Raw genomic sequence first — 22,429 nt, 5'->3', positions numbered from 1 at the left:
CCCGCGGCCAGTAACGGGGATATGTCTTCTGGCTTGAGGAGCGGTGTGGCTCCGCAATCCCTAAACGCCGGTCGCGCCAATCACGATCCAATGGATTGGACGGAGAAGTACCGCCCGACGACGCTGTCAGAGGTGCGGGGCAACGACAAGGCCCGCGACGCACTCAAGAAGTGGGCGGACACGTGGGACGACCACCGCGAGGCGGTCATCATCCACGGGTCCCCGGGTATCGGGAAGACCTCGGCCGCCCACGCGCTGGCAAACGACATGGGGTGGTCGACCATCGAACTCAACGCCAGCGACTCCCGGACCAAGGACGTTATCAATCGGGTGGCCGGCGAAGCTGCCAAATCCGGCACGCTGACCGCCGGCGGTGGCGGCCGTCGACTCGTCATCATGGACGAGGCGGACAACATCCACGGCAACGCCGACCGCGGCGGCGCGCGGGCCATCACCGCGCTGGTGAAGGAGGCCAGCCAGCCGATGATTCTCATCGCCAACGAGTACTACGAGATGTCAAACGGCCTGCGGAACAACTGTCAGGACATCGAGTTCCGGGACGTCTCGCCCCGCTCTATCGTCCCCGTCCTCCGTGATCTCTGTCGCCAGGAGGGCGTCGAGTACGAGTCCGACGCGCTGCAGGAACTCGCCGAGCAAAACAGCGGCGACCTGCGGGGCGCGGTCAAGGACCTCCAAGCTATCGCCGAGACGACGGAGCGCCTGACCGCCGACGACGTGGTGACCGGCGAGCGCGACACGACCGAGGGCATCTTCGAGTACCTCGACGTGGTACTCAAAGAAGCCGGCGCGCAGGAGGCGCTGGAGGCCAGTTACGACGTGGACGAGACGCCCGATGACCTCATCAACTGGATCGAGGACAACATGCCCAAAGACTACGAGGGGGCCGAACTGACCCGGGCCTACGAGTTCCTCTCGAACGCCGACCAGTGGCTCGGCCGCGTCCGCGAGACACAGAACTACTCGTTCTGGCGCTACGCCGGCGACAACATGACCGCGGGCGTCGCCGCGGCGCGGGACGGGACCAAGGGCGGCTGGACCCGCTACGGGCCGCCGAGCTACTGGTCGAAACTCGGTCGGTCGAAAGGAACCCGGAACACACGGGACTACGTCGCCCAGCAGATAGCCGCCATCGACGGCGTCTCGATGCGGACCGCCCGCCGGGAGATCATGCCCTTCCTCTCGACGATGACCCACCACTGTCGGAACCGCGAGCTAACGGTGGCGATGGCGGCGACCTACGATATGGAGGCCGAACACGTTTCCTTCGTCACCGGATCGGGCAAGGACACGAACAAGGTGCAAGACATCGTCGCTGACGCCGAGGCGCTCAAGGAGGAAGCCGCCGTCGAACACTCCGGCGGAGTTTTCGAGGGGGCGAGTGCGGACGGCGGTGACGGAGCGGGTGTGGCGGATGGCGACGAAACCGCCGACGCTGACGAGGAGAACGGCGACCAGCAAGTAACGCTTGCGGCCGACGACGAAGCAGGGTCCGATGACACCGGAGCAAGCGATGCGGCTGACAGCGACGATACCGAATCCGCGAGCGAGGCGGCCGAAGACGACGACCAGCAGTCCGGCCTCTCTGACTTTATGTAGTCACCGCCCGGTCGTGCCGAGACCGGGAATCGCGACACGGTCTTCGACGTACTCCATCAGGAGCGACGCCGAGATGACCAGCGCCAGGTACAGCAGGCCGGCGAGGACGAACAGCTCCGTATAGCGGTAGGTCTCACTGGCGATAGAGTCGGTTCGCTGGAACAGTTCGCGGACGGTAATGAAACTCGCGAGCGAGGAGTACTTGATGAGGTACACCAGTTCGTTCGACCAGCCCGGAATCGCGTAGCGCAGGCCCTGGGGCAGGACGACGTGCCGGATTCCATCGACCTTCGAGAGGCCGATAGCGCGCGCGGCGGTGAGTTGCCCCTCCGGGACGGAGTTCAGCGCTGACCGAATGTACTCCGACTGGTAGGCGGCGCTGTTAAGCGTGAACGCGATGACGGCCACCCAGAACGCCTGTGCGGGGATGAATCCGGTCCCGACGGTGGGTAGCTCGCGGATGATCGTCGTCAGCGGCGTCGCGAAGTAGAGGACGAACAGCTGAGCGAGCAACGGCGTCCCGCGGAACAGTTCGGTGTACCCCAGCGCGACCGAGCGGGTGGCGCTCCCGCCGTACACTCGGGCGACGCTGAGCGGGACGGCGATGACGAACCCGAGGGCGATACCCAGCAGCGTCAGCAGTATCGTCGCCCACACGCCGGTCGCCAGCGGTGGCAGGTAGGGGATCGACGCCGCCAGGAACTCGAAGAAGCCGGCGACCCAGCCGACGGGGAACCCGACCGGACCGAGACTCGCCGCGAGACCGCCAAGCGTCGACGCGGCCGACTCGAACGGTGCCGTCGGGAAAAACGACGTGTTGCGCTCGATGAGCGCGCCGTCCAGCAGGAAGTCGTTCGTCCAGCGCACGACGAGCCACGTCCAGAAAGCCCCGACAGTCAGCAGCGTCAGCGGCTGGTCGGTCAGTCCGGCGGCACGGGCGCGGATCGTTCGGCCGGTCGTCGTGGACTCCGGCGTCCCCATCGGTCACTCCCCCTCGTGGGTCGTCTCCAGGCGACTGAGGAACTCGCCGGTTCGGGCCGCCTGCGGGTTCTCGAACAGCTGTTCCGGCGGGCCGTGTTCGACGATTTCACCGTCGTCGAGGAAGATGATGTCCGACGCCGCCGACCGCGCGAACCCCATCTCGTGGCTGACGACGAGCATCGTGATGCCCTCGGCGGCGAGGTCGCGCATCACCGCGACGACTTCCCCGACGAGTTCCGGGTCGAGCGCGCTGGTCGGCTCGTCGAACAGCAGGAGCTTCGGGTCCATGGCGAGCGCGCGGGCGATGCCGACCCGCTGTTTCTGGCCGCCTGAGAGTTCGGCGGGGTAGGAGTCAGCCTGATCCAGTAGCCCGACCTGTTCGAGGTGTTCGTAGCCTTGCTCCTGAGCCGCCGCCTTGTCCATGCCGCGGACTTTCCGCAGGCCGAGCGTGACGTTCCCCAGCGCGGTGAGATGGGCGAAGAGGTTGAAGTCCTGGAACACCATGCCGACCTGTTTCCGGAGTTCGTTCACGTCGGTGTCGACATCGGTGACGCACTCACCATTGAGGTAGATGGCACCGCCGTTAATCTCGGTGAGACGGTTCACACAGCGCAGCATCGTCGACTTGCCGCTCCCGCTGGGGCCGATGACCACGTCGACGTCGCCGGCGTCCATCTCGAAGCTGACCCCGGAGAGCACCTGTTCCTCGCCGTAGGACTTGTACACGTCGTCGAGTTCCAGCAGCGGATCGCTCATGCACGCTCACCGCCGGGGATGCTGAAGTGATCGTCGACGTAGTCGAGCGAACGGTTCGTCACGAACGTGAGAACGAAGTAGATGAGGCTCACAGTCAGGAAAATCTCAAGCGCGGCCGTGCTCTGACCGCCCTGATAGAGGTTCTGGCCGACGGTCAGCAGTTCGCCGAGGCCGATGACGATGGCGATACTCGTGTCTTTCAGGACGATCGTGAACTCGTTTTGGAAGCCGGGCACGCTCCGGCGCAGCGCCTGCGGGACGACTACGCTGCGGATCGCCTGCAGTCGGCCCATGCCGACGGCGCGAGCGGCTTCCAGTTGCCCCTCGTCGACGCTCTGGAGCGCGCCACGGAATATCTGTGATTGATACGCGGCGCTCCGGAGTCCGAGCGCGATAGTCGCCGTCACGAAGGCGCTGCTCGACACCGAGAGACCGAAGAACAGCAGGATAATGATGACGAGCAGTGGCGTCCCGCGGAGGACGACACCGGCCGTCTCGACGGCGCGTTTGAGTGGGCCGCGGCCGTACACCTCGACGGCGCCCGCCGGGAACCCGAGCAGAAAGCCAAGCAGGATGCTCGCCGCTGTCAGGGCGACCGTGACACCCGTACCGACGAGTAGCAGGTCGAGGTTCCCGACAACGAACGCCCAGTCACTCTGCAACGGGAGGGGTGGCATCGGTTACTGCTGGCCGAACCACTTGTTCGTCAGGTCCTGGTAGGTGCTTCCATCCCTGACGGTGGACAGGCCGTCGTTGAGTGCCTGCGTGAACTCGTCGTCGCCATCGCGGACGCCGAAGCCGAAGTTCTCGCCCGTCTCGTAGGTGAAGGCGATGGTGACCGGGCGCTGGGCGGCGAATGTCTGTGCGACCGGCTCGTCGATGACGACGGCGTCGATGTTGCCGTTTTGGAGGTCCTCGACAGCCAACACGTAGTTGCCGTAGGAGTTGTAGTTCGACTCGTCGAGGTTCCCCGGTTCGATGAGCTCTGACTGGACCGTGCTCTCGCCAGTTGTCCCCTTCTGTGCGCCGATGGGGCGTCCGGAGAGGTCCGACAGAGACTCCGGCGAGAAGTCGCCGTCTTCACGGACGACGATTGCCTGATTGGAACTGTAGTACGGGTCGGTGAAGTCGATGGTCTCGTCGCGCTCGTCATTGATAGTCATCCCTGCGGCGACCACGTCGATGTTCTCGTTGGTCAGCGCAGGAATCAGGGACTTGAACTCGAACTCTTCCCAGCCGGCCAGGGTGTAGTCGGCCTCGTCGACGACCGCTTCAAGCAGGTCAATGTCGAACCCGACGAGTTCGCCGTCCTGCTTCATCTCGAACGGGGGGAAGCCCGGTGCAGTTCCGGCAGTGATTTCGGTAGTGCCGTCATCACCGCCACCGCCGCCGCCGAAACAGCCGGCGAGCGATACGGTCACTGCAGTTCCACCGACCGTGGAGAGATACTGGCGTCGTGAAAGGCCGTCGTCTGACATAATCCCCACCACACGACAGACCGGAATATATCTTACGTGTTAACCACGGGGGTGGTACTCGTGTTCAATCGTCTGCGCGTGCCGTGTGCTGGCTGTCGGCTGATTGCACCGACGGCGACTCCGCCGTATCGGTGTAGGCCCACGCCGTCGCCGCGACCATCGCGCCGAAGATGAGTTGTGCAGCCCCGTGGTGGAGGACCTGCGCCGTGGCACCGAAGTTGAAGATGGTGTTTGCGCCGAGGAGGACCTGCACCGGGAGCACGACCGTGGCGACGCCTGTTGCGAGCTTGATCCGCCGGCTGTACTCACCGCGCCACGCGGCGATTGTCGAACCGAGAATACCGAAGCCGGTGATCATCGCGACTAAACGGTGGAACCACTCGACGAAACTCGCCCAGTTTGCGGGGAACAGACCCATCCAGCCGTCACAGAACGGCCAGCGTGCCTCACAGGTCAGCCCGGCGCCGATAGCCCCGGTGTACACGCCAAGCAGGATGAGTGCGAACGTCAGCACCGTCGTCGTCGCCACCAGTCGGCGGAAACGGGTGGTCATACCTATATCTTCGGTTGCACGTACTTATGCTCTCTTTTCGCGCCTTGCCAGCGAGTACCATTATCTTTACTGATATTCTCGGAGTCATCTTTATCTACAGGTGTTCTGGAATGTAACATAGCTACCTTATGTTCGAACAGATCCGCACCTACATCTACGGCCAGGGGTCCCGTTCTTCGGACGCTGCGGCCCGACGGGCGGACGGAGGCCTCGTCGCGAGTGACGGGCAGACCCGCTTTCTGGCCGACGCCATCGACCCGGACTCGCCACGCCTCAACGACCGCTTCGACGACTCCGAGAAGGCCGCTATCGGGACCCAACACGTCGAGCGGCAGTTCGAACTCGAACCCGACGAACTCCGAGCGCTGATCGACGAATACGAAACCGCCGGAATCAGCCAGAGTGAGTTTATTGCGGCCCAGGGCTTCGTCACCGAATCGCTCGTCGAAGGCGCGTTCGAGCAGCTTCGGGACGAACTCGGCCCGGATGCACAGGCCGCTATCGACTCCGTCGAGGTGGAACTCCAAGAAGGGCTGGAAACGACACAGTCAGTCTCCCGGGCCGGTGTCGATGCGTTCACCGACTCTGCGGCGGACAGTGGCTCCGGCACGGGACTCGACTACCACAGCGTGTTGCATCACATCGGGACACCGCTCTTTATTCTGGATACGAACGGCGATATCCTCAGCTGGAACCGTTCGATCGAAAACCTCACCGGCGTCTCCGAGGCCGAAGCAAAGGAGATGGAGATGGCGAGCATGGCGTTCTATCCAGACGGTCGGCGCGGGAAGACCCTCGCCGACAAGGTTCTCGACGCCCCGGAGACCACCCATACGGAGTACGACGTGCCGAAGGTCGAGGACGAGGACTTCACGCTGTACCGCGACACGAGCGTGATGGCCGACCAGCACGGGAACGAACGCCACATCTCCTTTAGCGCCGCCCCGATTTACGACGACGACGGCGAACTCATCGCGGTCGTCGAAATGGTCCAGGACCGGACTGACGAGGCCAACCGCCACGAGGCCGTGACGAGTCTGGTCGATGAGATCAAATCGACCATGGCCGCGCTCAAGAACGGCCGCCTCGACGCCCGGGCGTCGTTCGACCGGACCGACGGCGGCGAGTACGTCGACGACCAGTTGTACGAAGTCGTCGGCTCGCTCAACGATATGGCCGAACAGGTCGAGCAGTTGGCGGACCAGGTGGACGCACAGGCGCAACAACTTGCGACCACTATCGAGCAGGCGAATTCGTCCGCAGAGGCCGTTGAAAGCCGGGTTACCGAACAGACCGACTCCCTTACCCAGGCGGCCGACAACATCCAGGATATCGGGGCTGGGATGGAAGAGGTCGCCGCGACGTCTAGCGAAGTGGCGTCGGCAGCACAGCGTGCGAAGGCGGCCGCGGAAGACGGGTCAGACGCCGGCGAAGCTGTCATGGACGTTACCGACGGGCTCGCCGAGACGAGCGAAGACCTCGTGGACACCGTCACAGACCTCGACGACCAGATGGACGAAGTGAGTGAGATCGTCGAGATAATCGCCGACGTGGCGGAGCAGACGAATATGCTCGCCCTGAACGCCAACATCGAGGCGGCCAGAGCCGGCGAAAGCGGGAGCGGGTTCGCTGTCGTGGCTGACGAGGTGAAGACGCTCGCTAACGAGACGAGCGAGTACGCGTCCGAGATATCGACGAGTATCACCACGATTCAGGACCAGGCGTCCGAGACAGCCGAAATGGTCGAGACGTCCCACGAGCAGGTCGAGCACGCGGAATCCGAGATCGCGGACGCCCTGGATGCGCTGGACGAGATATCCGACGCTGTGGAGGAAGCGACGAGGGGCATCCAGGAAGTCGCCGACGCCAACGACGACCAAGCGAGCGCTATCGAGAACGTGACTTCGATGGTCGAAGACGCACAGAACCACGCTCAGGAGGCCGAAACGGCGACGAAAGAGATTGTCAAAGCGACCGACCGACAGGAAGAGGCGGTCACCGAACTGACCGACCGGGTCGGCGAACTCACCAACACGAACTGAGGTCCGCGGCCGGTCCATCGGGCGGGTCCCCGGCGGCGGCTGTTTTCCAATTGATGGGACACGACCGGGGCAAAAACCGCTGCAACAAGGCGACATTCGACAACCGTCGTTGTACCGCTCGTCCGTTGACGGTAAACTTGTCTTTTTTACAGTAGGGTTCGACATCCGGATATGGGACTTGACGAGGACGCACTGGAGTACCACCGGAGCAAGCCGCCGGGGAAGATAGAGATTGCGACGACGAAGCCGACGAACACACAGCGAGACCTCTCGCTGGCGTACTCGCCCGGCGTGGCCGCACCGTGTGAGGAGATCGACAAAGATCCCGAGAAGGCCTTCGAGTACACCGCGAAGGGGAACCTCGTGGGCGTCGTCTCCGACGGGTCCGCCGTGCTCGGCCTCGGCGACATCGGCCCGGAAGCCGGGAAGCCGGTCATGGAGGGGAAGGGCGTGCTGTTCAAGCGCTTCGCCGACATCGACGTGTTCGACGTGGAGCTGGACACGGACAACGCCGAGGCGATGATACAGACGGTGGAGGCGATGGAGCCGACCTTCGGCGGTATCAACCTCGAAGACATCGCCGCCCCGGAGTGTTTCGAGGTCGAGCGCCGACTCAGCGAGAAACTCGACATCCCGGTGTTCCACGATGACCAACACGGGACCGCGATCATCTCCGGCGCGGCGCTGGTCAACGCGGCCGACATCGCCGACAAGGACCTGGAGGACCTGGAGGTCGTCTTCTCCGGGGCCGGAGCCTCCGCTATCGCCTCGGCGAAGTTCTACGTCTCGCTTGGCGTCTCGAAGGACAACATCACGATGTGTGACTCCTCGGGCATCATCACCGAGGAACGAGCGACCCACGAGGAACTCAACCGATTCAAACAGGAGTTCGCCCGCGACATCCCCGAGGGCGACCTCGCCGACGCGATGGACGGGGCCGACGTGTTCGTCGGGCTCTCCGTCGGCGGCATCGTCGACCAAGAGATGGTGCGGTCGATGGCCAGCGACCCCATCATCTTCGCGATGGCGAACCCGGACCCGGAGATCGGCTACGAGTCGGCCAAGGCCGCCCGCGACGACACGGTCATTATGGCGACCGGCCGTTCGGACTACCCGAATCAAGTCAACAACGTCCTCGGGTTCCCGTTCATCTTCCGCGGCGCGCTCGACGTGCGGGCGACCGAAATCAACGAGGAGATGAAAGTCGCAGCGGCCCGCGCACTGGCCGACCTCGCCAAGCAGGACGTGCCCGACGAGGTCGTCAAGGCCTACGGCGACCAACCCCTGCAGTTCGGCCCGGACTACATCATCCCGAAACCGCTGGACCCGCGGGTCCTGTTCGAGGTGACCCCCGCCGTCGCCGAGGCCGCCATCGAGAGTGGCGCGGCACGGACGAATATCGATACGGAGGCCTACGTCGAAGAGCTCGAAGCGCGGCTGGGCAAGTCCCGCGAGATGATGCGCGTCGTGCTCAACAAGGCCAAGAGCGACCCCCAGCGGGTCGTGCTCGCCGAGGGCCACGACGAGAAGATGATCCGCGCGGCCTACCAGCTGGTCGAACAAGGAATCGCCGAGCCGGTCCTCATCGGTGACGCCGACCGCATCGAGTCCACGCGCCGGAAGTTCGGCCTGGAGTTCGACCCCGTCGTCGTCGACCCCGAGACAGCCGACGTGGCAGACTACGCCGACCGACTGTACGAACTCCGCCGGCGGAAAGGCATCACCCGCCGCGAAGCCGACGAACTCATTCGGGACGGGAACTACCTCGGCAGCGTGATGGTCGAGATGGGTGACGCCGACGCGATGCTGACCGGGCTTACCCACCACTACCCCTCGGCCCTACGCCCGCCGCTGCAGGTCATCGGGACGGCCGACGACGCCGACTACGCGGCCGGTGTGTACATGCTGACGTTCAAGAACCGCGTCATCTTCTGTGCTGACACCACAGTCAATCAGGACCCCGACACGGACGTACTGGAGGAGGTCACCCGCCACACCGGGGAACTGGCCCGTCGGTTCAACGTCGAACCGCGAGCGGCGATGCTGTCGTACTCGAACTTCGGGAGCGTCGACAACCCCGGGACGAAGAAGATCCGCCGGGCGGTCTCGCGCCTGCAGGACGACGACCGCGTCGACTTCCCGGTCGACGGAGAGATGCAGGCCGACACCGCCGTCGTCGAGGACATCCTGCAAGACACCTACGAGTTCTCCGAACTCGACGACCCCGCGAACGTCCTCGTGTTCCCCAACCTCGAAGCCGGGAACATCGGCTACAAGCTCCTCCAGCGACTGGGCGGCGCTGAGGCCATCGGACCGATGCTCGTGGGCATGGACAAGCCGGTCCACGTCCTCCAGCGCGGCGACGAGGTCAAGGATATCGTGAACCTCGCGGGCGTCGCCGTCGTCGACGCTCAACAGGAGTAACAGACGCGAGCGTGGCGAGCGTTTTTCGCCGCCGAAAGACTCGCTGCCCTCGTCTTTCGAGCCCTCGTTCGCTCCGCTCACGAGAACCACGTTTTTCGAGGAGTGGTGTGCGAGTGCTGCGAGCACACCCGACGCTGAAAAAGGTGGTAGCGACATCGTGAACCTTGCGGGCGTCGCTGTCGTCGACGCACAGCAGGAGTAACGACTAGCGACTGCTTTTTTCGAGCTAGGTCGGAATCATCCGTCAGAACATAGCGTTCAGGCCCGTCGCCGGAACGCGATGTCACGTATCGTCTCGCCGTCGGCCGCGGGTCGGTGGGTGGACGAAGAGTGCGTCAATGACCGCCACAGCACCGACAACTGATGCGCCAGCGATCGCTACCTGCATCGAGAGGCCCAGAACGACCGCGGCGACGAGTGTGAGGACGAACACCGCGGGGATGACGGCGAGAACGAGGTCGTGCCGCGTCGGCGACTGACGCGGCAACAGCTGCTCGACGTACTGTCCGCTGAAACCGTCCGGTCCGTCAGTTCTGGTACTCAACGTTGCTCACCTCCCACTGCATACTATCTCATTTCTAATATATAAAATTTGGTCTGTGTGACGTTCCCCAAACGTACGCTAGAATGGTTCCAACTATCTACATAACTTATAGCGATTATCTTCTGTGAAACGTGACTGACAGAGAGCCTCGGAACCACCAGTTACGATGTTTTCTGGCTGTGGTCAGATTTATCCACAGAATCGCGGTCGTATGTGATATTTCAGGTACGACAGCTGTGTGCCGGTCGAAGGGCTGGTACGGCTACGTGCTACTGTCGGCAGCGGCGTGAGAGAATGGGATACCGTGGCCGGCAGGGGTGCCGGTGCGCTCCGTCAGTCAGATGCGCCGCCACGCTCCGCGCGTGATGGCGGCGGGACGCGTTCGTTTACCGTCGGCGCGTCAGGGAGGACACATCGGTCCGGCTCGCCGTTGACGTGAGCGTACTGGTCGGGTGCGTTCGCCAGCGGATGAGCGGGGTTACGGTCGCCGGAGATCCGTGCGGCACGGACCTCGCCGAACCCGTTGATACGTGCCTGGATTCCGCGCCAGTGCAGTCCCGTTGCCGGCGGGACCGACACGGAGTGTGGCGGGTCGTAAGCGGAGCCATGGGAGGCCAGCACCTCCGCGTTCACGTTCTCGGCGAGCTGGTCGTGGTCGATGAGCAGGCCGACGCGGGCGTTGGGCGGGGCCCGTCTCGCAAGCACGTCGAGCCCCAGATGGAGCGCCCGGTACTCCGCGACGTTGTTGTCGGGGCAGGTGTCTGGGACAGACAGCCTGACGACGCGCTCACCGTCGAGCGTTTCGACGACGACACCCAGCCCGCCTGTCGGGCTGTCCGAATCGCTGTCGGGCGATGTCGTGCCGCCGTGGGGCCTGAACGACCCGTCTGTGGCAACGTAGAAGTCTCGATGGTGACTCCGCGGCGGATGCGCGATGTGCGGCGTCGGTGATTCATCGAACAGGTCTCGAAGTGACGGCCGGCCGTAAGCGGCCATAGTTTCCGTTGGGTAAGCAGGGTATTAAATATATTCCCTCGACAGACTTCTCGTCTCAGTACAGCGGTTTGACGGCTTACTGGACGGGCTACTCTCTACTTCAGACCCGCACCCCGTGTCGAATCTGTTAGCTGGTGAGAAAGAGTTATATCTACACAGTTCCATGTTACCAACACACATGACTCCGACGAAAATTCGTGAGCGACTCGAAGAGGCAGAAGGCCGGGTCGACAAAGAGCAGTTCGTCAGCGCGTTAGAGTACGTCCGGGACGACGGTCGCACGCGTCGCTAACCGTATTTTTATCCTGGCTAGCGGAGGCGCGTACTGGGCCTAGCGATGGTGAGCGACGAGACTAGCGGATCTGAGCGATACCTGTTGGGCCACTTTGTGGCCCGGTTCAGTCGTCGGTGAGTTGCCAGCCGTCGCCGACCGATTCGACGACGCCGCGCCGCTCCATCTCGGTCGTGACCTCGCCCAGTCGATTCGGCTGTGCGATCTCTAAATTCGTGCGGCTGACGCCGTGGTACTCCCGCAGTAGCTGACGGATGTCGTCTTCGTTATGGGTCTGCTGGTCGCTCTTTTCCATCACGCCTGCGACGAGTTCGACCATGTCCTCGACGAAGTTCCAGGGGTAGACGACCCAGGTCCACTCCTCAAGGCGCTCGCCGACGAACTCCGGCTCGTGGTCGCTGGTCTGGAGCAACTGGAGCGTCGCTGTCCGGACGCTGCTCGGGTTTCGGTCGCGCACGCACTCGGCGGCCGTTTCGATGGACTGGCCAGTGTCGGCGATGTCGTCGACGACCAGCACGTCCTTCCCCTCGACCGCGCCGTCAGCCAGCGGGTATTTCACCTGCGCCTCCTCGCCTTTCGCCGCGGTCCCGACGTAGTGTTCGACTTTCAGGCTCGCCAGGTCGTCCAGCCCGAGGAAGTCACAGAGACAGCGCCCGCCGAACCAGCCGCCCCGTGCCAGCGCGACGACCACATCGGGTTCGAACTCGGCGGCCTTCACGTCGTCAGCCACGTCTCGACAGAGGCCGTAGATGTACTCCCAGTCGGTGATGGTACACGAGAACTCATCCGGTAGCTCGCCCATACGAGATGGCGTGTGTGGCCGGACTTAACCGTTGCATATTCCGCATCAGTTGCCGAGCACGGTTGAACCGCTACGCGTTCGGGTCGCCTTTCCGGAACTCCCGGAGGAGGACCGTCGCGTAGCTCCCCTTTGGCAGCGAGAACGAGAACGTCAGGTCGGCGTCGTCGCGCTCGACACCGAGGTCCGTTCGGAGCAGGATGGCCCGCCGCGTCCCGTCGCTGTCGAACGCGCCGGGGAGGTCGAAGTCGCCCTGTTCGAGGCCGACGTCGTCGAGGACTTCACGGGCGATGTCGCCCGGTTCGCCACTGCCCAGCTCAGTATCGGTCCCGACCAGCGGCGCGGTGACAAACGCTCTCCCGCGCTCGCAGTGGCGCTCAACGGTCGACAGCCGCTTGGCAGTGACTTCCTGGGTGCGGTCGGCGTCCGGAATCGGGAAGGCCTCGGGTGCGTCGCTGTCACGGAAACAGACTATGTCGCCTTCCACGGGCCGGTCGAAGGGGAGCCCGCGGTCCAGCCGCTCGGAAAGGATGCGGTTGAAGACGTAGGACTGGGCGGCGTTGACGAACAGCGACTGGAGGTTCGACGGCAGCGCCTCCAGCGCCTCGCGGAAGTCCGCCGGCTCGCTGGCTCCGTTCTCGACCAGCCGGTGACAGATGGAGCGCTCGTAACCCAGCGCGCCGGGCAGCCTGTCCAGCGCGCCGGCCCAGTCGTGGGTTTCGTCGACGTATGCTCGCGCCTCCTGCGTCGACTCCGGTTCGCGCTCATCCGGGTTTCCGACGTAGGCGAGGACTGCGTTCTTCCACTCGCCGCGGGCGATGGCCAGCCCGACCTCGTGGGTGACCGGCCGGCGAGACCCGAACCGCTGCTGGCCGAAGTAGTTGGGGACGCCGACCGTCGTGTCGCCGTCTGGCAGCGTGGCGTCGCTGGACCGGGCCCTGTCCCCCGTCGGGTCCTCTCCGCTGGCGAACGCCTGCAGGTCGGCCACCACGCTGGCGGCGTTGTCGGTGTTCTCGGTGTCCCGGACGACAATCTCGAAGGCATTGCCCGCCAGATCGCCGAAGAGGATGGGGCGGCCGGCGCGGCCGATAACCTCGATGTCCGTGCCGCCGATCTCCGGCAGGTCCTCGGCTGCGACTCCCTTTACCGAGAACAACTGGGTCGTGACCGCGCGCTTGTCTTTCGTTCCCGCCCACGACACCCGCTCGCGGGAGATACCCAGCCTGTCGGAGAGTTTGCTGGCAAAGTCGTTGGTCTCCCAGTTACGAAGCTCCGCCCGGAAAACGAGATGCGGATACGCCCCGGTGTCGGCGTCGACCGGTTCGGTGCCGAACGCCTCCAGTTCCCGAACCCGGAAGTCCGCAGGGGAAGCGCGGAGGTGGCCGCCCACCCCGTCGGCGTCGCTGACGTAGTACTCCATACCGACCGCTCGCTCGATTGGGTGGGCCGCTTGCATTGTGTGGCTGTTTGCGGGTCAGCGCTTAGGGCTGGCGTTTGCGGACGCACCCTCGTTTTACGCCGTTCCTCGCACCTAGTGTTATCACGACACACAATCTAGCTGTTTACAGGTCGTGGCTATGCGGGCGACCGGAGAGCACCACGATGCCAAAGCTAGCATGCGAGAGTTGCGGACGAGAGATAACGTTCGACAGGGACGGTCAGGAGTCCCGCGCGCCGATGCGGTACTGTCCACGCTGTGGCGAGGAGTTCCCGCCGCGCGACGAGTGGTAGGCCGGCACGGCGATTATCTGTAGGCCTCGAACTCCCGGCCGAAGATAGCGAAGTAGACGACGCCGACGAGGCCGACGACCGTAGCGACGCCGAAGGCCAGTTCCGGACCGGCCTGTATGACGACATCGCCAACGGGCACTGCCCACTCGCTCCCGTAGAGCCAGCCGCCGAGCGCTGCGCTCGGGATGACCAGCGTGTTCCGAAGCAGGTAGTACGTCCCGGTGACGCGGCCGCCAGCGTCCTGTTCTGCCGGGCCGACGATGAGCGCCTTGTGGGCGGGCAGGCCGGCAAAGCGCAGGCCGGAGAACGCGAACAGGAGCACCAGCACCCACTGGTTGCCCGGCGCGAAGATGAGCAAGAGCGGGAACACGGCGTAGACGAGAAAGCCCAGCGCGACGGCGGGCTTGAGGCCGGCCCACTCGGTGAGCTTTGCGACGGGAGCCATCGAGAGGATGGCGACGACCATCTCGACGCCGAGCAGGACGCCGAAGAAGGCGTCGGGCCGTAGCTCCACGCCAAAGCCGGTGAACCCCACCGAGAGAAATTCCGTGACCACGATGACGAAAAACACGTACACCATACCGTTGGCGAAGCGGACGAACGTATCGGCGACCAGAAGCGGTCGGAGTGTCGCCGGCATCGTCCGCAGGTCGGCGAGTATCTGGTCGATGCCCTCGAAGGACTTTCCGAGCGTGTCCTCGCTGGCGTCGTAGAGGAAGTGCTGTGCAACGGTGGCGACGAGACCACAGGCCAGCGCGACCAGTAGCACGCGCTGGAACCCATCGACGAAGGTCGCCGTCGTCGCGAGCAGCGCCGCGGCAGCGAGGGGCCCGAGCAAGAAGCCGATGCGGCGGAACATCTCCGTACTGGCAAACCCCATCGCAAGCCGCTGTGACGGGACGCTCTGTTTGACGATGGCGAAGGTCGCACCCAGCCCGAAGGACTTCCAGGCCTGTGCGAGAAAGAGCCCGACGAACACGAGCGTCCACGCCGGCAGCGTCGTCGCGCCGAGCGTGATGTCGCCGACGACCGAAGCGAGATACCAGATACCGAAGCCGACCGTCGCCAGCGTCGCGAAGGCAGTCAGTGCCAGCCGCGAGCCGATGCGGTCCGACACCGCGCCGCCCGGATAGGGATACACCGCGCTGATGAGGTTCCCGACGCTCCCGTACAGGCCGATGACGCCGGCGCTGGCCCCCAACAGCCGCATGTACTCGGGGATGTAACGGCTGGTCATCTGGAACGCGAGGCTGAACGCCAGCATGGACAGCGACAGCACGAGCACGTCCCGCTCCAGCGCGAAGAACTGCCGGAAGGAGTCGAGCAGGTCCACGTCCTCCTCGGCTCCCGTCTCGGTTGCCATTATCGGAGTGCAGTTTCTCTAACAACTTAACGCTCGAAGAAGAGGCAATCAGCCTCGGCTGTCCCGCCGGGTCCCTGCTCAGTACGGCAAGACGAACAGCACGACCGCCAGGAACGGCGTGAGCGCGAGCATCATCGCGATAGCGTAGCCGAACATCTCCCGGGCCTTGATGCGGGTGATGGCGAGCAGCGGCAGCGCCCAGAAGGGGTTCAGGAGGTTCGTGTGGGCGTCGCCGACGGCGTAGGCCATCGTCGCCTGCCCGGCCGGGACGCCGAGGTTCTGCGCGGCTTCGAGAATCGGCGGCCCGAGAATGATCCACTCACCGCCGCCGGACGGTGCGAAAATGTTGACCGTGGCACCAGTGAGCCAGGCGATGACCGGGAACGTCTGTGGTGTCGAGACCGAGATGAGCGCGTTGGCCATCAACTGCGCCAGCCCGGAGGTGGCCATCATCCCCTGGATGCCGGCGAAGAAGGGAAACAGCAACACGATGCCCGAGGCGGCGGTCGCCGCCTCGCCGAACTTCTCCCGGTAGGTCTGTGGGTCCATGTAGATGAAAATGCCAATCGTCAGGAAGCCGAAATTGACGATGTTCAGTCCGAGCGCGTCGATGCCGGACTGAACGAACTGCGAGGCGACCAGCGCGATGCCGGTCAGGCCGATAATCCCACCGAGAACGCGGCTGTGGTTGATGCGCTCGGCCGGGACCTGCTTGGATGTCGCAGTCGCTTCCACGCCGCCGTCGCTTGCGGACTCGAACAGGTCGTCTTCGGGGATGTAGTGCGTGATGCCCCGTGCCTGGTCGCCGGTCGGCGTGATGACGTAGAGGACGACGAGGGCGTAGGCTATCGAGAGGGCAGTCAGTATGAGGCCGTACGGGTGGAAGATGGTCTCCGAGGCGGCGACGACCACGTCGATGACGCCCTGCTGAATGAACTCGTTGCCCTCAGTCGCAAGCAGTAGCGGTGCGGACCCGGACAGCCCCCAGTGCCAGGTGAGGCCGAGGCCGAGATAGCCCGCGACACAGAGGACCGGATAGTGAACGTCGATGTCGTTCTCGTGGGCGGTCTTGCCCATCTCCCGGGCGAAAATCGCGCCGAGGATGAGGCTCAGTCCCCAGTGAACCCAGCCAAGCAGCATCGTCAGCAGGCCGACGAGAACGACCGCCTGTTTCCCGGTGTTGGGAATCTCCGTCAGCCGGCGGATGCCGGCGTTGATACGCGGGTGGTACGCCACGACGAAGCCCGTCATCAGGATGAGGACCATCTGCATCGAGAACGTCAGGAAGGCCCAGAAGCCGTCGTACCAGAACCCGACCATCTCGACGGGGCCGGACCCGGTGAGGCCGACACCGGCCAGAAACACGACGTAGCTGAGGATGAGCGCGAACAGGAACGGACTGGGCATCCACCGTTCCACCCACGCGGAGAGTCGATAGCCGATACGTTCGAGGGAAGTTTCATCTGTGTTACCAGCCGACATACTGTTGCCACCTCCTCGCGAATATATCATAAAAGTTTGCTGCTATTTTGTCAGTTCTCCGCTAGTCACCGCTGTGCAGCCACAGTCCGGTGACGCGATTCCGACGACCGGACCGATCCTGACAGATGATTTTATCTCGGGTCCGAAGCAAGTCAGAGTATGTCATACAAAGTCGTCGTCTCTGACACCAAAGTGATGGACGGGGAGACACGGGCGGCGGTGCTGAACGCGGTCGACGCGACTGTCGAAACGATAACGGCGAAAGAGCCGGCGGCAGTCGCACGCGCAGTGAAAGACGCCGACGCGTTAATCGTCGACGCCGGCACGCAGGTCACGGCCGAGGTCATCGACGCCGCCGACTCGCTCAAAGTGGTGGGCCGGGCCGGCATCGGCGTGGACAACATCGACGTCCAGGCGGCAGTCGAGGCCGGCGTGGCGGTCGTCAACGTCCCAGAGTACTCTGTCGAAGAGGTGTCGACCCACACGTTCGCGCTCGTACTCGCCTGCCTGCGGAAGATACCCACGTTCGACCGCTCGGTCAAGCGCGGCGAGTGGGAGTGGTCGGTCGGGCAGCCGGTCCGTCGCCTCGCCGGCAGCACCGTTGGCCTCGTTGCCTTCGGCAAGCTCGCCAGCCGGTTCGCCGCGAAGCTCCGGGGGTTCGACGTGGACGTCGTCGCCTACGACCCGTACGTTCCCGAGTACCGGATGGGCGACCTCGGCGTCGAGTCGGTCACGTTCGGGACGCTGCTGGCCGATTCCGACATCGTCTCGCTGCACGCGCCGCTGACCGACGAGACTCGGGGGATGATCGACGCGGACGCGCTCGACCAGATGCGCGACGACGCGCTGCTCGTAAACACGGCCAGGGGCGGGCTCGTCGACGAGACGGCGCTGTACGACGCGCTCGCCGGCGGCGACCTCGGCGGGGCCGGACTGGACGTTCGCGAGGCGGAACCGCCCGGTGACTCGCCGCTGCACGACCTCGACAGCGTCGTCTGTAGCCCCCACGTCGCGTGGTACTCCGAAGCGTCCCGGGTCGAACTGACACAGACCGTGGCCGAAGACGTCATCCGGGTACTGCGGGGCGAGGAGCCGGAGAACCCCGTCGACCCCGAGACCGGCTGGTTCTGACGGTCTCGGCGGCCGAGACGGTTATGTGTCGGCTTCGGCGAGGAGTTCGACCGCAAGTTCGGCCGCCTCGACCGCCGACTCGCCGAAGACGTAGGTTATCGGTTCGATGCCGAACGCGCCGCTGTGGTAGATGACACGGGGGACGCCGCCGCGTTCGCGGAAGGCCGCTTCGAGCCGTTCGTCCCGGTCCTCGTAGCCGGCGTCGAACTCCAGCAGCTCGATGCCCTGCTCGTGGGCGGCGTCGAGGACCGCCTCGTCAGTGCTCAGATTGAGCGCCGCCCGGCGCGAGGGGTCGACGGCCATCGCCGCCAGTATCGTCCCCGCGACGTGTTCCGACGCGCCGAACTCGGGGTTCGACGGGACGTTGACCCGCCCCCGCAGATCGTGAATCCGGCCGGGGACCGCCGCCACGTCGAGGGCGTCCCCGGCGTCCGGCAGCGCCATGCCGACGTTCATCCCCACGTTCGGGATGGCGTCGACGACGACGGCGCTGTCCGCCAGCAGTCGCGTGGCTCGCCGGACCGACGACAGCACGGCCCGTTCCGCTTTCACGGCGGTATCTGTTCCCCGAACACAGAGGTCACAGCCCATCCCCTGTAGCGCCGGCATCTCCTCCTCGTGGACTGCACAGATGGGTCCCCTATCCTCGAACTCCCGTACCAGGGCGAGCAGTTCGCCAAGCACCGCGAACTCGTCCATCTCGCCCGCGGCCAGTCCGTCGGCGATCCGCTCGATAGTCTGTTGCATCCGGGCGTCCTCTCGAAACCGCTCTTCTACGGTGACCGAGCCGCTGCCGTACTTGCTTACTGCGGCCTGTGTCACTCCGAGCTGGTCGGCGATCTCCTGCTGGGTCCACCCCTTCTCGTCGAGTCTCGTGGCGAGCATCGCCCGGGCCGTCGGGAGGAATCGCTCGACCACGATTTCGCTCGGCAACTGCAGTGTCATTGCCAGAAGTGAGGGCCGTAGTTCGTTTAGCAGTTTGGACTACGAAAGCTGCTGGTCGACTGCGGCGTTCTGGAAGCAGACAGCCGGAGGGGCCCGCTCGTACTCGGAGTTCGCCGTGTGCGTCACGAATTACCTTGTTACAACTTGGTTGTATTAGCAGGATATAATACGTCGGAGGTTGTTGTGTTGGCCACCAATGGCGTTCAGCGACCACCTGCTCGACACCGGCGAAGACATCTGGGACGCACAGAAGGACCACCCGTTCGTCCGCGAACTGGCCGACGGGACACTCGACGAAGCGGCGTTCGAGCACTGGGTGAAACAGGACTACCGGTACCTGCAGGACTACGCGCGGCTGTTCGCGCTCGCCGGCGCGACGGCAAACGACGAATCGACGATGACGCACCTGCTCGGGGTCGCCCATCAGGTGCTCGACACCGAGATGGACCTCCACCGGGAGTTCGCGTCGGACTACGGCATCTCGCGTCGTGAGTTGGAGTCTACCGAGAAAGCTCCGACCTGTCTGGCGTACACGAACTTCCTCGTCCGAACGGCCTATGAGGGCCACGAGGCGGAGATCGCCGCCGCGCTGTACCCCTGTATGCAGGGGTACCTCGACGTGGCCGAACACATGGCCGACCTGGCCGACGGCGAGCACCGGTACACGCCCTTTATCGAGATGTACACCAGCGACGACTTCCGCGAGGCGACGGGCTGGTGTCGGGCGTACGTCGACCGCTGTGGCGAGCGCTATCCCGGCCAACACGACGCCATGGAAGACGCGTTCCGCACGAGCGCGAAACTCGAACACCGGTTCTGGGAGATGGCCTACACGCAGGAGGGGTGGGAGCTATGACTGGCGAGACGTACTCGGCGTACGCCGACCGCGTCACAGACCCCCGATTCACCGACTGGCTCCGGGAGCAGAGTCAGCCGGACTGGGACGCCGCCGTTGGGCACCGGTTCGTCGAGGAACTCGGGGCCGGCACGCTCGACGAGGACGCGTTCGCCGCGTATCTGGTACAGGACTACGCCTTCGTCGGCGAACTCGTCGGGACGTTCGGCCACGCGGTCGGGCAGGCCCCGGACATGGCCGCCAAACGCCAGTTTGTGGAGTTCCTCGATACCGTGACCGACGAGGAAGACGACTACTTCGAGCGCTCCTTTGCCGCACTCGGCGTCGAAGATTCGCGCTGGCAGGACCCCGAGCAGACGCCGGCGACGAGGGCGTTCATCGACCTGCTCGCTCGTGCCGCCCGAGAGGGGGGCTACGCCGAGACGCTGGCCGTCCTTGTCCCGGCAGAGTGGATATACGAGTCGTGGGCGACGGCCGCCGCGGCGGCCCACGGCGACCCGGACAGCGACGGCCTCCCCAGCTCCGGGATGGGACTGCCGTTCTACTTCGCCGAGTGGGTCGATCTCCACGCCGTCGACTCCTTCGTCGCGTTCGTCGACTGGCTCCGGGGCGAACTCGACGCCGTCGGGCCGACGCTTTCGCCCCGCCGGGAGGCCCGCGTCGCGTCGCTGTTCGACCGCACGATCACGCTCGAACAGCAGTTCTTCGAGACGGCCTACGAGGAAACCGCTGAGACGCCCGACCACGAGGTGAGCCCGTAGATGGTATCCTCAGCTATCGTTCTCGGTCTGACCGCGGCGACCGTTCTCGTGTTCACCGGCATCGGCCTCTTCGCCGCCCGCGGCCGAATCGACTCGGTGGAGACGTACATCTCGGCCCGTGACTCGGCCGGTAGTGGGACCCTCGCTGCGACGGTCATCGCGTCGATGATGGGCGTCTGGATTCTGCTGAGCCCCGCCGAGGCCGGGGCCGCCTTCGGTGGGCTGCCCGCCGTGCTGGGCTACGCCATCGGCAGCGCGATTCCACTTCTCCTCTTTATTCCAGTCGGCGCTCGCATCCGCGAGGTGATGCCCGCGGGCCACTCGCTGACGGAGTTCGCCTACGCTCGCTTTGGCTCCGGGATGTACCTGCTCGTCCTGCTCGTCTCGGTGTTCTACATGTTCATCTTCCTCGCTGCGGAGATGACCGGCATCGCCGGCGCGCTCGCGCTCGTCGCAGACGTGCCGCTCTGGCAGACCTCGCTGCTCATCGGCGGCTTCGTCCTCGTCTACACGACCTACGGCGGCCTGCTTGCGAGCATCGTCACCGACACCGTCCAGACGCTGGTCATCCTGCCGCTTCTGGCCGTCGGCTTCGGCGGCGCGCTCCTCTCGCTGGGCGGGACGAGCGAGTTCCACGCGACGGTGGTGTCGGCCGACCCGACGCTGCTGGACCCCGGATTCGGCCCCGGCCTGGAGTTCGGGCTGTACGTGGCCTTCGCCCTTTTAGGTGCGAACATGCTGAATCAGGGCGTCTGGCAGCGGGTGTACGCCGCCGACGGTGACGGCGCGCTCCGTCGCGGCATGGGTATCGCCGCCGTCGTCGTCGTCCCGATGCTCCTGCTGTCCGGCCTGTTCGGCATCGCCGCGGCGGGATTAGGCCTCACAGAATCCGGCTCCGCCAGTATCGCCTTCTTCCTCGTGGTGGCGGAGGCGTTCCCGACGTGGGTGACCCTCGCCATCGTCGTCCTCGCCGTCTTGCTTGTGATGAGTTCAGCTGACACGATGTTCAACGCTATCGCCAGCGTTGTCACCGCCGACCTCGCTCGACTACTGGACGACTCCGACCAGCGGACCCTGTGGCTCGGCGGCCGCGGGCTGACAGTCGCTGTCGCGCTCGCCGCGATGTTCATCGGCGCGCAGGGGTACAGCGTCCTCCAGTTGTTCCTGACAGCTGACCTGCTTGCGGCCGGCGTCTTCGTGCCCTTCCTCGCCGGACTCTACACCGAGCGGCTCACCGGACCGGGCGCGCTGGTCTCTGGCATCGCAGGATTACTCGTCGGGTTCACGTACTTCCCGTCGCTCCGTGGCCTCATAGCCGCGATACCGGGCGTCGGGAGTATGCTGCCAGCGCCGTCGTTCCTCATTGCCTTCGCCGGCGCGACGCTCGTCTCGGCCGCCCTCACCGTGGTTGCGACGCTTCTCGGCGGGGCCGACGCCGACCTCGAAAGCCTCGGCCGGGAGGTCCGTGCGCTTGACGATCCGGTGGCCGACGGGGGGTCCGAGCAATGACGCTACCAGCCGTCCTCCCCCTCGCCGCGCTCGGGTCGACGGCGTTCGCGGCGCTGGCCTGGGGGTCGATTCTGCTTGTGCTCGCTGTCTTTCTCGCCGTCGGCTGGCTGGTCCTGACCGAGTAGTCCGGCGACCGTGAGAGTCCGGATATACGGCGTTTCGTGGTAAC

The 22,429-nt window shown here is 64.8% G+C and carries 21 protein-coding genes; 9 read left to right on the top strand and 12 right to left on the bottom strand.

Features of this window, described 5'->3' with window-relative positions; translation table 11 throughout:
- The first annotated feature begins 90 nt into the window (after positions 1–90).
- Positions 91–1,617, top strand: a complete 1,527-nt coding sequence (locus Har1131_RS06400) for a replication factor C large subunit (RefSeq protein ID WP_050036893.1) — start codon at positions 91–93, stop codon at positions 1,615–1,617.
- On the opposite strand, the gene Har1131_RS06395 is transcribed toward Har1131_RS06400, so the two are convergent.
- The 5 genes from Har1131_RS06395 to Har1131_RS06375 all read right to left on the bottom strand — a co-directional run bounded on the left by Har1131_RS06395 (position 1,618) and on the right by Har1131_RS06375 (position 5,385).
- On the bottom strand, positions 1,618–2,598 hold the full coding sequence (locus Har1131_RS06395; protein ID WP_050036894.1) for an amino acid ABC transporter permease: 981 nt from the start codon (positions 2,596–2,598) through the stop codon (positions 1,618–1,620).
- Positions 2,599–2,601: 3 nt separating this feature from the next.
- The gene (locus Har1131_RS06390; protein WP_050007030.1) at positions 2,602–3,354 is read right to left on the bottom strand and encodes an amino acid ABC transporter ATP-binding protein; all 753 of its coding nucleotides are present in this window, start codon (positions 3,352–3,354) and stop codon (positions 2,602–2,604) included.
- Positions 3,351–4,031: an amino acid ABC transporter permease gene (locus Har1131_RS06385; RefSeq protein ID WP_014040983.1), complete on the bottom strand. Its 681-nt coding sequence runs from the start codon at positions 4,029–4,031 to the stop codon at positions 3,351–3,353. Before Har1131_RS06385 ends, Har1131_RS06390 begins: the two co-directional genes overlap by 4 nt.
- Positions 4,032–4,034: 3 nt before the next feature.
- Entirely contained in the window at positions 4,035–4,832 is a 798-nt protein-coding gene (locus Har1131_RS06380) for a basic amino acid ABC transporter substrate-binding protein (RefSeq protein ID WP_151145563.1), read from the bottom strand.
- Between the two features lie 64 nt (positions 4,833–4,896).
- A complete protein-coding gene (locus Har1131_RS06375) occupies positions 4,897–5,385 on the bottom strand; it encodes a COX15/CtaA family protein (RefSeq protein ID WP_014040985.1) in 489 nt (162 codons plus the stop codon).
- Between the two features lie 128 nt (positions 5,386–5,513).
- Between Har1131_RS06375 and Har1131_RS06370 the strand changes: the two genes are divergently transcribed.
- Both Har1131_RS06370 and Har1131_RS06365 read left to right on the top strand, forming a co-directional pair.
- Entirely contained in the window at positions 5,514–7,427 is a 1,914-nt protein-coding gene (locus tag Har1131_RS06370; RefSeq protein WP_151145554.1) for a methyl-accepting chemotaxis protein, read from the top strand.
- Positions 7,428–7,598: 171 nt separating this feature from the next.
- Positions 7,599–9,851 carry an NADP-dependent malic enzyme gene (locus Har1131_RS06365; RefSeq protein WP_151145550.1) on the top strand — a complete coding sequence of 751 codons (2,253 nt, stop codon included), beginning with the start codon at positions 7,599–7,601 and terminating at the stop codon, positions 9,849–9,851.
- A 283-nt stretch (positions 9,852–10,134) separates the two neighbouring features.
- On the opposite strand, the gene Har1131_RS06360 is transcribed toward Har1131_RS06365, so the two are convergent.
- The 4 genes from Har1131_RS06360 to truD all read right to left on the bottom strand — a co-directional run bounded on the left by Har1131_RS06360 (position 10,135) and on the right by truD (position 13,938).
- Positions 10,135–10,395 carry a hypothetical protein gene (locus tag Har1131_RS06360; protein WP_151145547.1) on the bottom strand — a complete coding sequence of 87 codons (261 nt, stop codon included), beginning with the start codon at positions 10,393–10,395 and terminating at the stop codon, positions 10,135–10,137.
- A gap of 333 nt (positions 10,396–10,728) precedes the next feature.
- Entirely contained in the window at positions 10,729–11,391 is a 663-nt protein-coding gene (locus tag Har1131_RS06355) for a hypothetical protein (protein ID WP_014040988.1), read from the bottom strand.
- A gap of 398 nt (positions 11,392–11,789) precedes the next feature.
- Positions 11,790–12,485, bottom strand: coding sequence for a phosphoribosyltransferase (locus Har1131_RS06350; protein ID WP_014040990.1), 696 nt, complete (start codon positions 12,483–12,485; stop codon positions 11,790–11,792).
- Between the two features lie 70 nt (positions 12,486–12,555).
- Positions 12,556–13,938, bottom strand: a complete 1,383-nt coding sequence (gene truD / locus Har1131_RS06345) for a tRNA pseudouridine(13) synthase TruD (protein ID WP_151145544.1) — start codon at positions 13,936–13,938, stop codon at positions 12,556–12,558.
- A gap of 146 nt (positions 13,939–14,084) precedes the next feature.
- Here truD and Har1131_RS22485 point away from each other — a divergent pair, with 146 nt between their 5' ends.
- The gene (locus Har1131_RS22485) at positions 14,085–14,213 is read left to right on the top strand and encodes a hypothetical protein (protein ID WP_255355537.1); all 129 of its coding nucleotides are present in this window, start codon (positions 14,085–14,087) and stop codon (positions 14,211–14,213) included.
- 13 nt (positions 14,214–14,226) lie between these two features.
- On the opposite strand, the gene Har1131_RS06340 is transcribed toward Har1131_RS22485, so the two are convergent.
- Both Har1131_RS06340 and Har1131_RS06335 read right to left on the bottom strand, forming a co-directional pair.
- Entirely contained in the window at positions 14,227–15,576 is a 1,350-nt protein-coding gene (locus Har1131_RS06340) for an MFS transporter (protein ID WP_151145541.1), read from the bottom strand.
- Between the two features lie 78 nt (positions 15,577–15,654).
- Positions 15,655–17,058 carry a short-chain fatty acid transporter gene (locus Har1131_RS06335; RefSeq protein ID WP_151145538.1) on the bottom strand — a complete coding sequence of 468 codons (1,404 nt, stop codon included), beginning with the start codon at positions 17,056–17,058 and terminating at the stop codon, positions 15,655–15,657.
- A gap of 159 nt (positions 17,059–17,217) precedes the next feature.
- On the opposite strand from Har1131_RS06335, the gene Har1131_RS06330 reads away from it, so the two are divergent.
- Complete coding sequence (locus Har1131_RS06330; RefSeq protein WP_014040994.1) at positions 17,218–18,189, top strand: C-terminal binding protein; 972 nt, start codon at positions 17,218–17,220, stop codon at positions 18,187–18,189.
- Positions 18,190–18,210: 21 nt separating this feature from the next.
- Here Har1131_RS06330 and Har1131_RS06325 read toward each other — a convergent pair whose 3' ends face one another.
- Positions 18,211–19,134, bottom strand: coding sequence for a thiamine-phosphate synthase family protein (locus tag Har1131_RS06325; protein WP_014040995.1), 924 nt, complete (start codon positions 19,132–19,134; stop codon positions 18,211–18,213).
- 196 nt (positions 19,135–19,330) lie between these two features.
- Between Har1131_RS06325 and tenA the strand changes: the two genes are divergently transcribed.
- The 4 genes from tenA to Har1131_RS22480 are packed head-to-tail and all read left to right on the top strand — an operon-like array spanning position 19,331 to position 22,385.
- A complete protein-coding gene (gene tenA, locus Har1131_RS06320) occupies positions 19,331–19,990 on the top strand; it encodes a thiaminase II (RefSeq protein ID WP_146417038.1) in 660 nt (219 codons plus the stop codon).
- Complete coding sequence (locus tag Har1131_RS06315) at positions 19,987–20,751, top strand: TenA family protein (RefSeq protein ID WP_151145535.1); 765 nt, start codon at positions 19,987–19,989, stop codon at positions 20,749–20,751. Before tenA ends, Har1131_RS06315 begins: the two co-directional genes overlap by 4 nt.
- Positions 20,752–22,260 (top strand): sodium:solute symporter family protein, encoded by a 1,509-nt coding sequence (locus tag Har1131_RS06310; RefSeq protein ID WP_151145533.1) that lies wholly within the window; start codon positions 20,752–20,754, stop codon positions 22,258–22,260.
- Positions 22,257–22,385 (top strand): hypothetical protein, encoded by a 129-nt coding sequence (locus tag Har1131_RS22480; protein WP_004957827.1) that lies wholly within the window; start codon positions 22,257–22,259, stop codon positions 22,383–22,385. The genes Har1131_RS06310 and Har1131_RS22480 overlap by 4 nt, the downstream gene beginning before the upstream one ends.
- Positions 22,386–22,429 lie beyond the last annotated feature (44 nt).

Origin of the sequence: Haloarcula sp. CBA1131 (genome assembly GCF_008728975.1) — an archaeon.
GTDB classification, from domain to species: domain Archaea; phylum Halobacteriota; class Halobacteria; order Halobacteriales; family Haloarculaceae; genus Haloarcula; species Haloarcula hispanica.
Note: the sequence above shows the minus strand (reverse complement) of the source record. Positions and strands in the feature narration are given on the sequence as shown.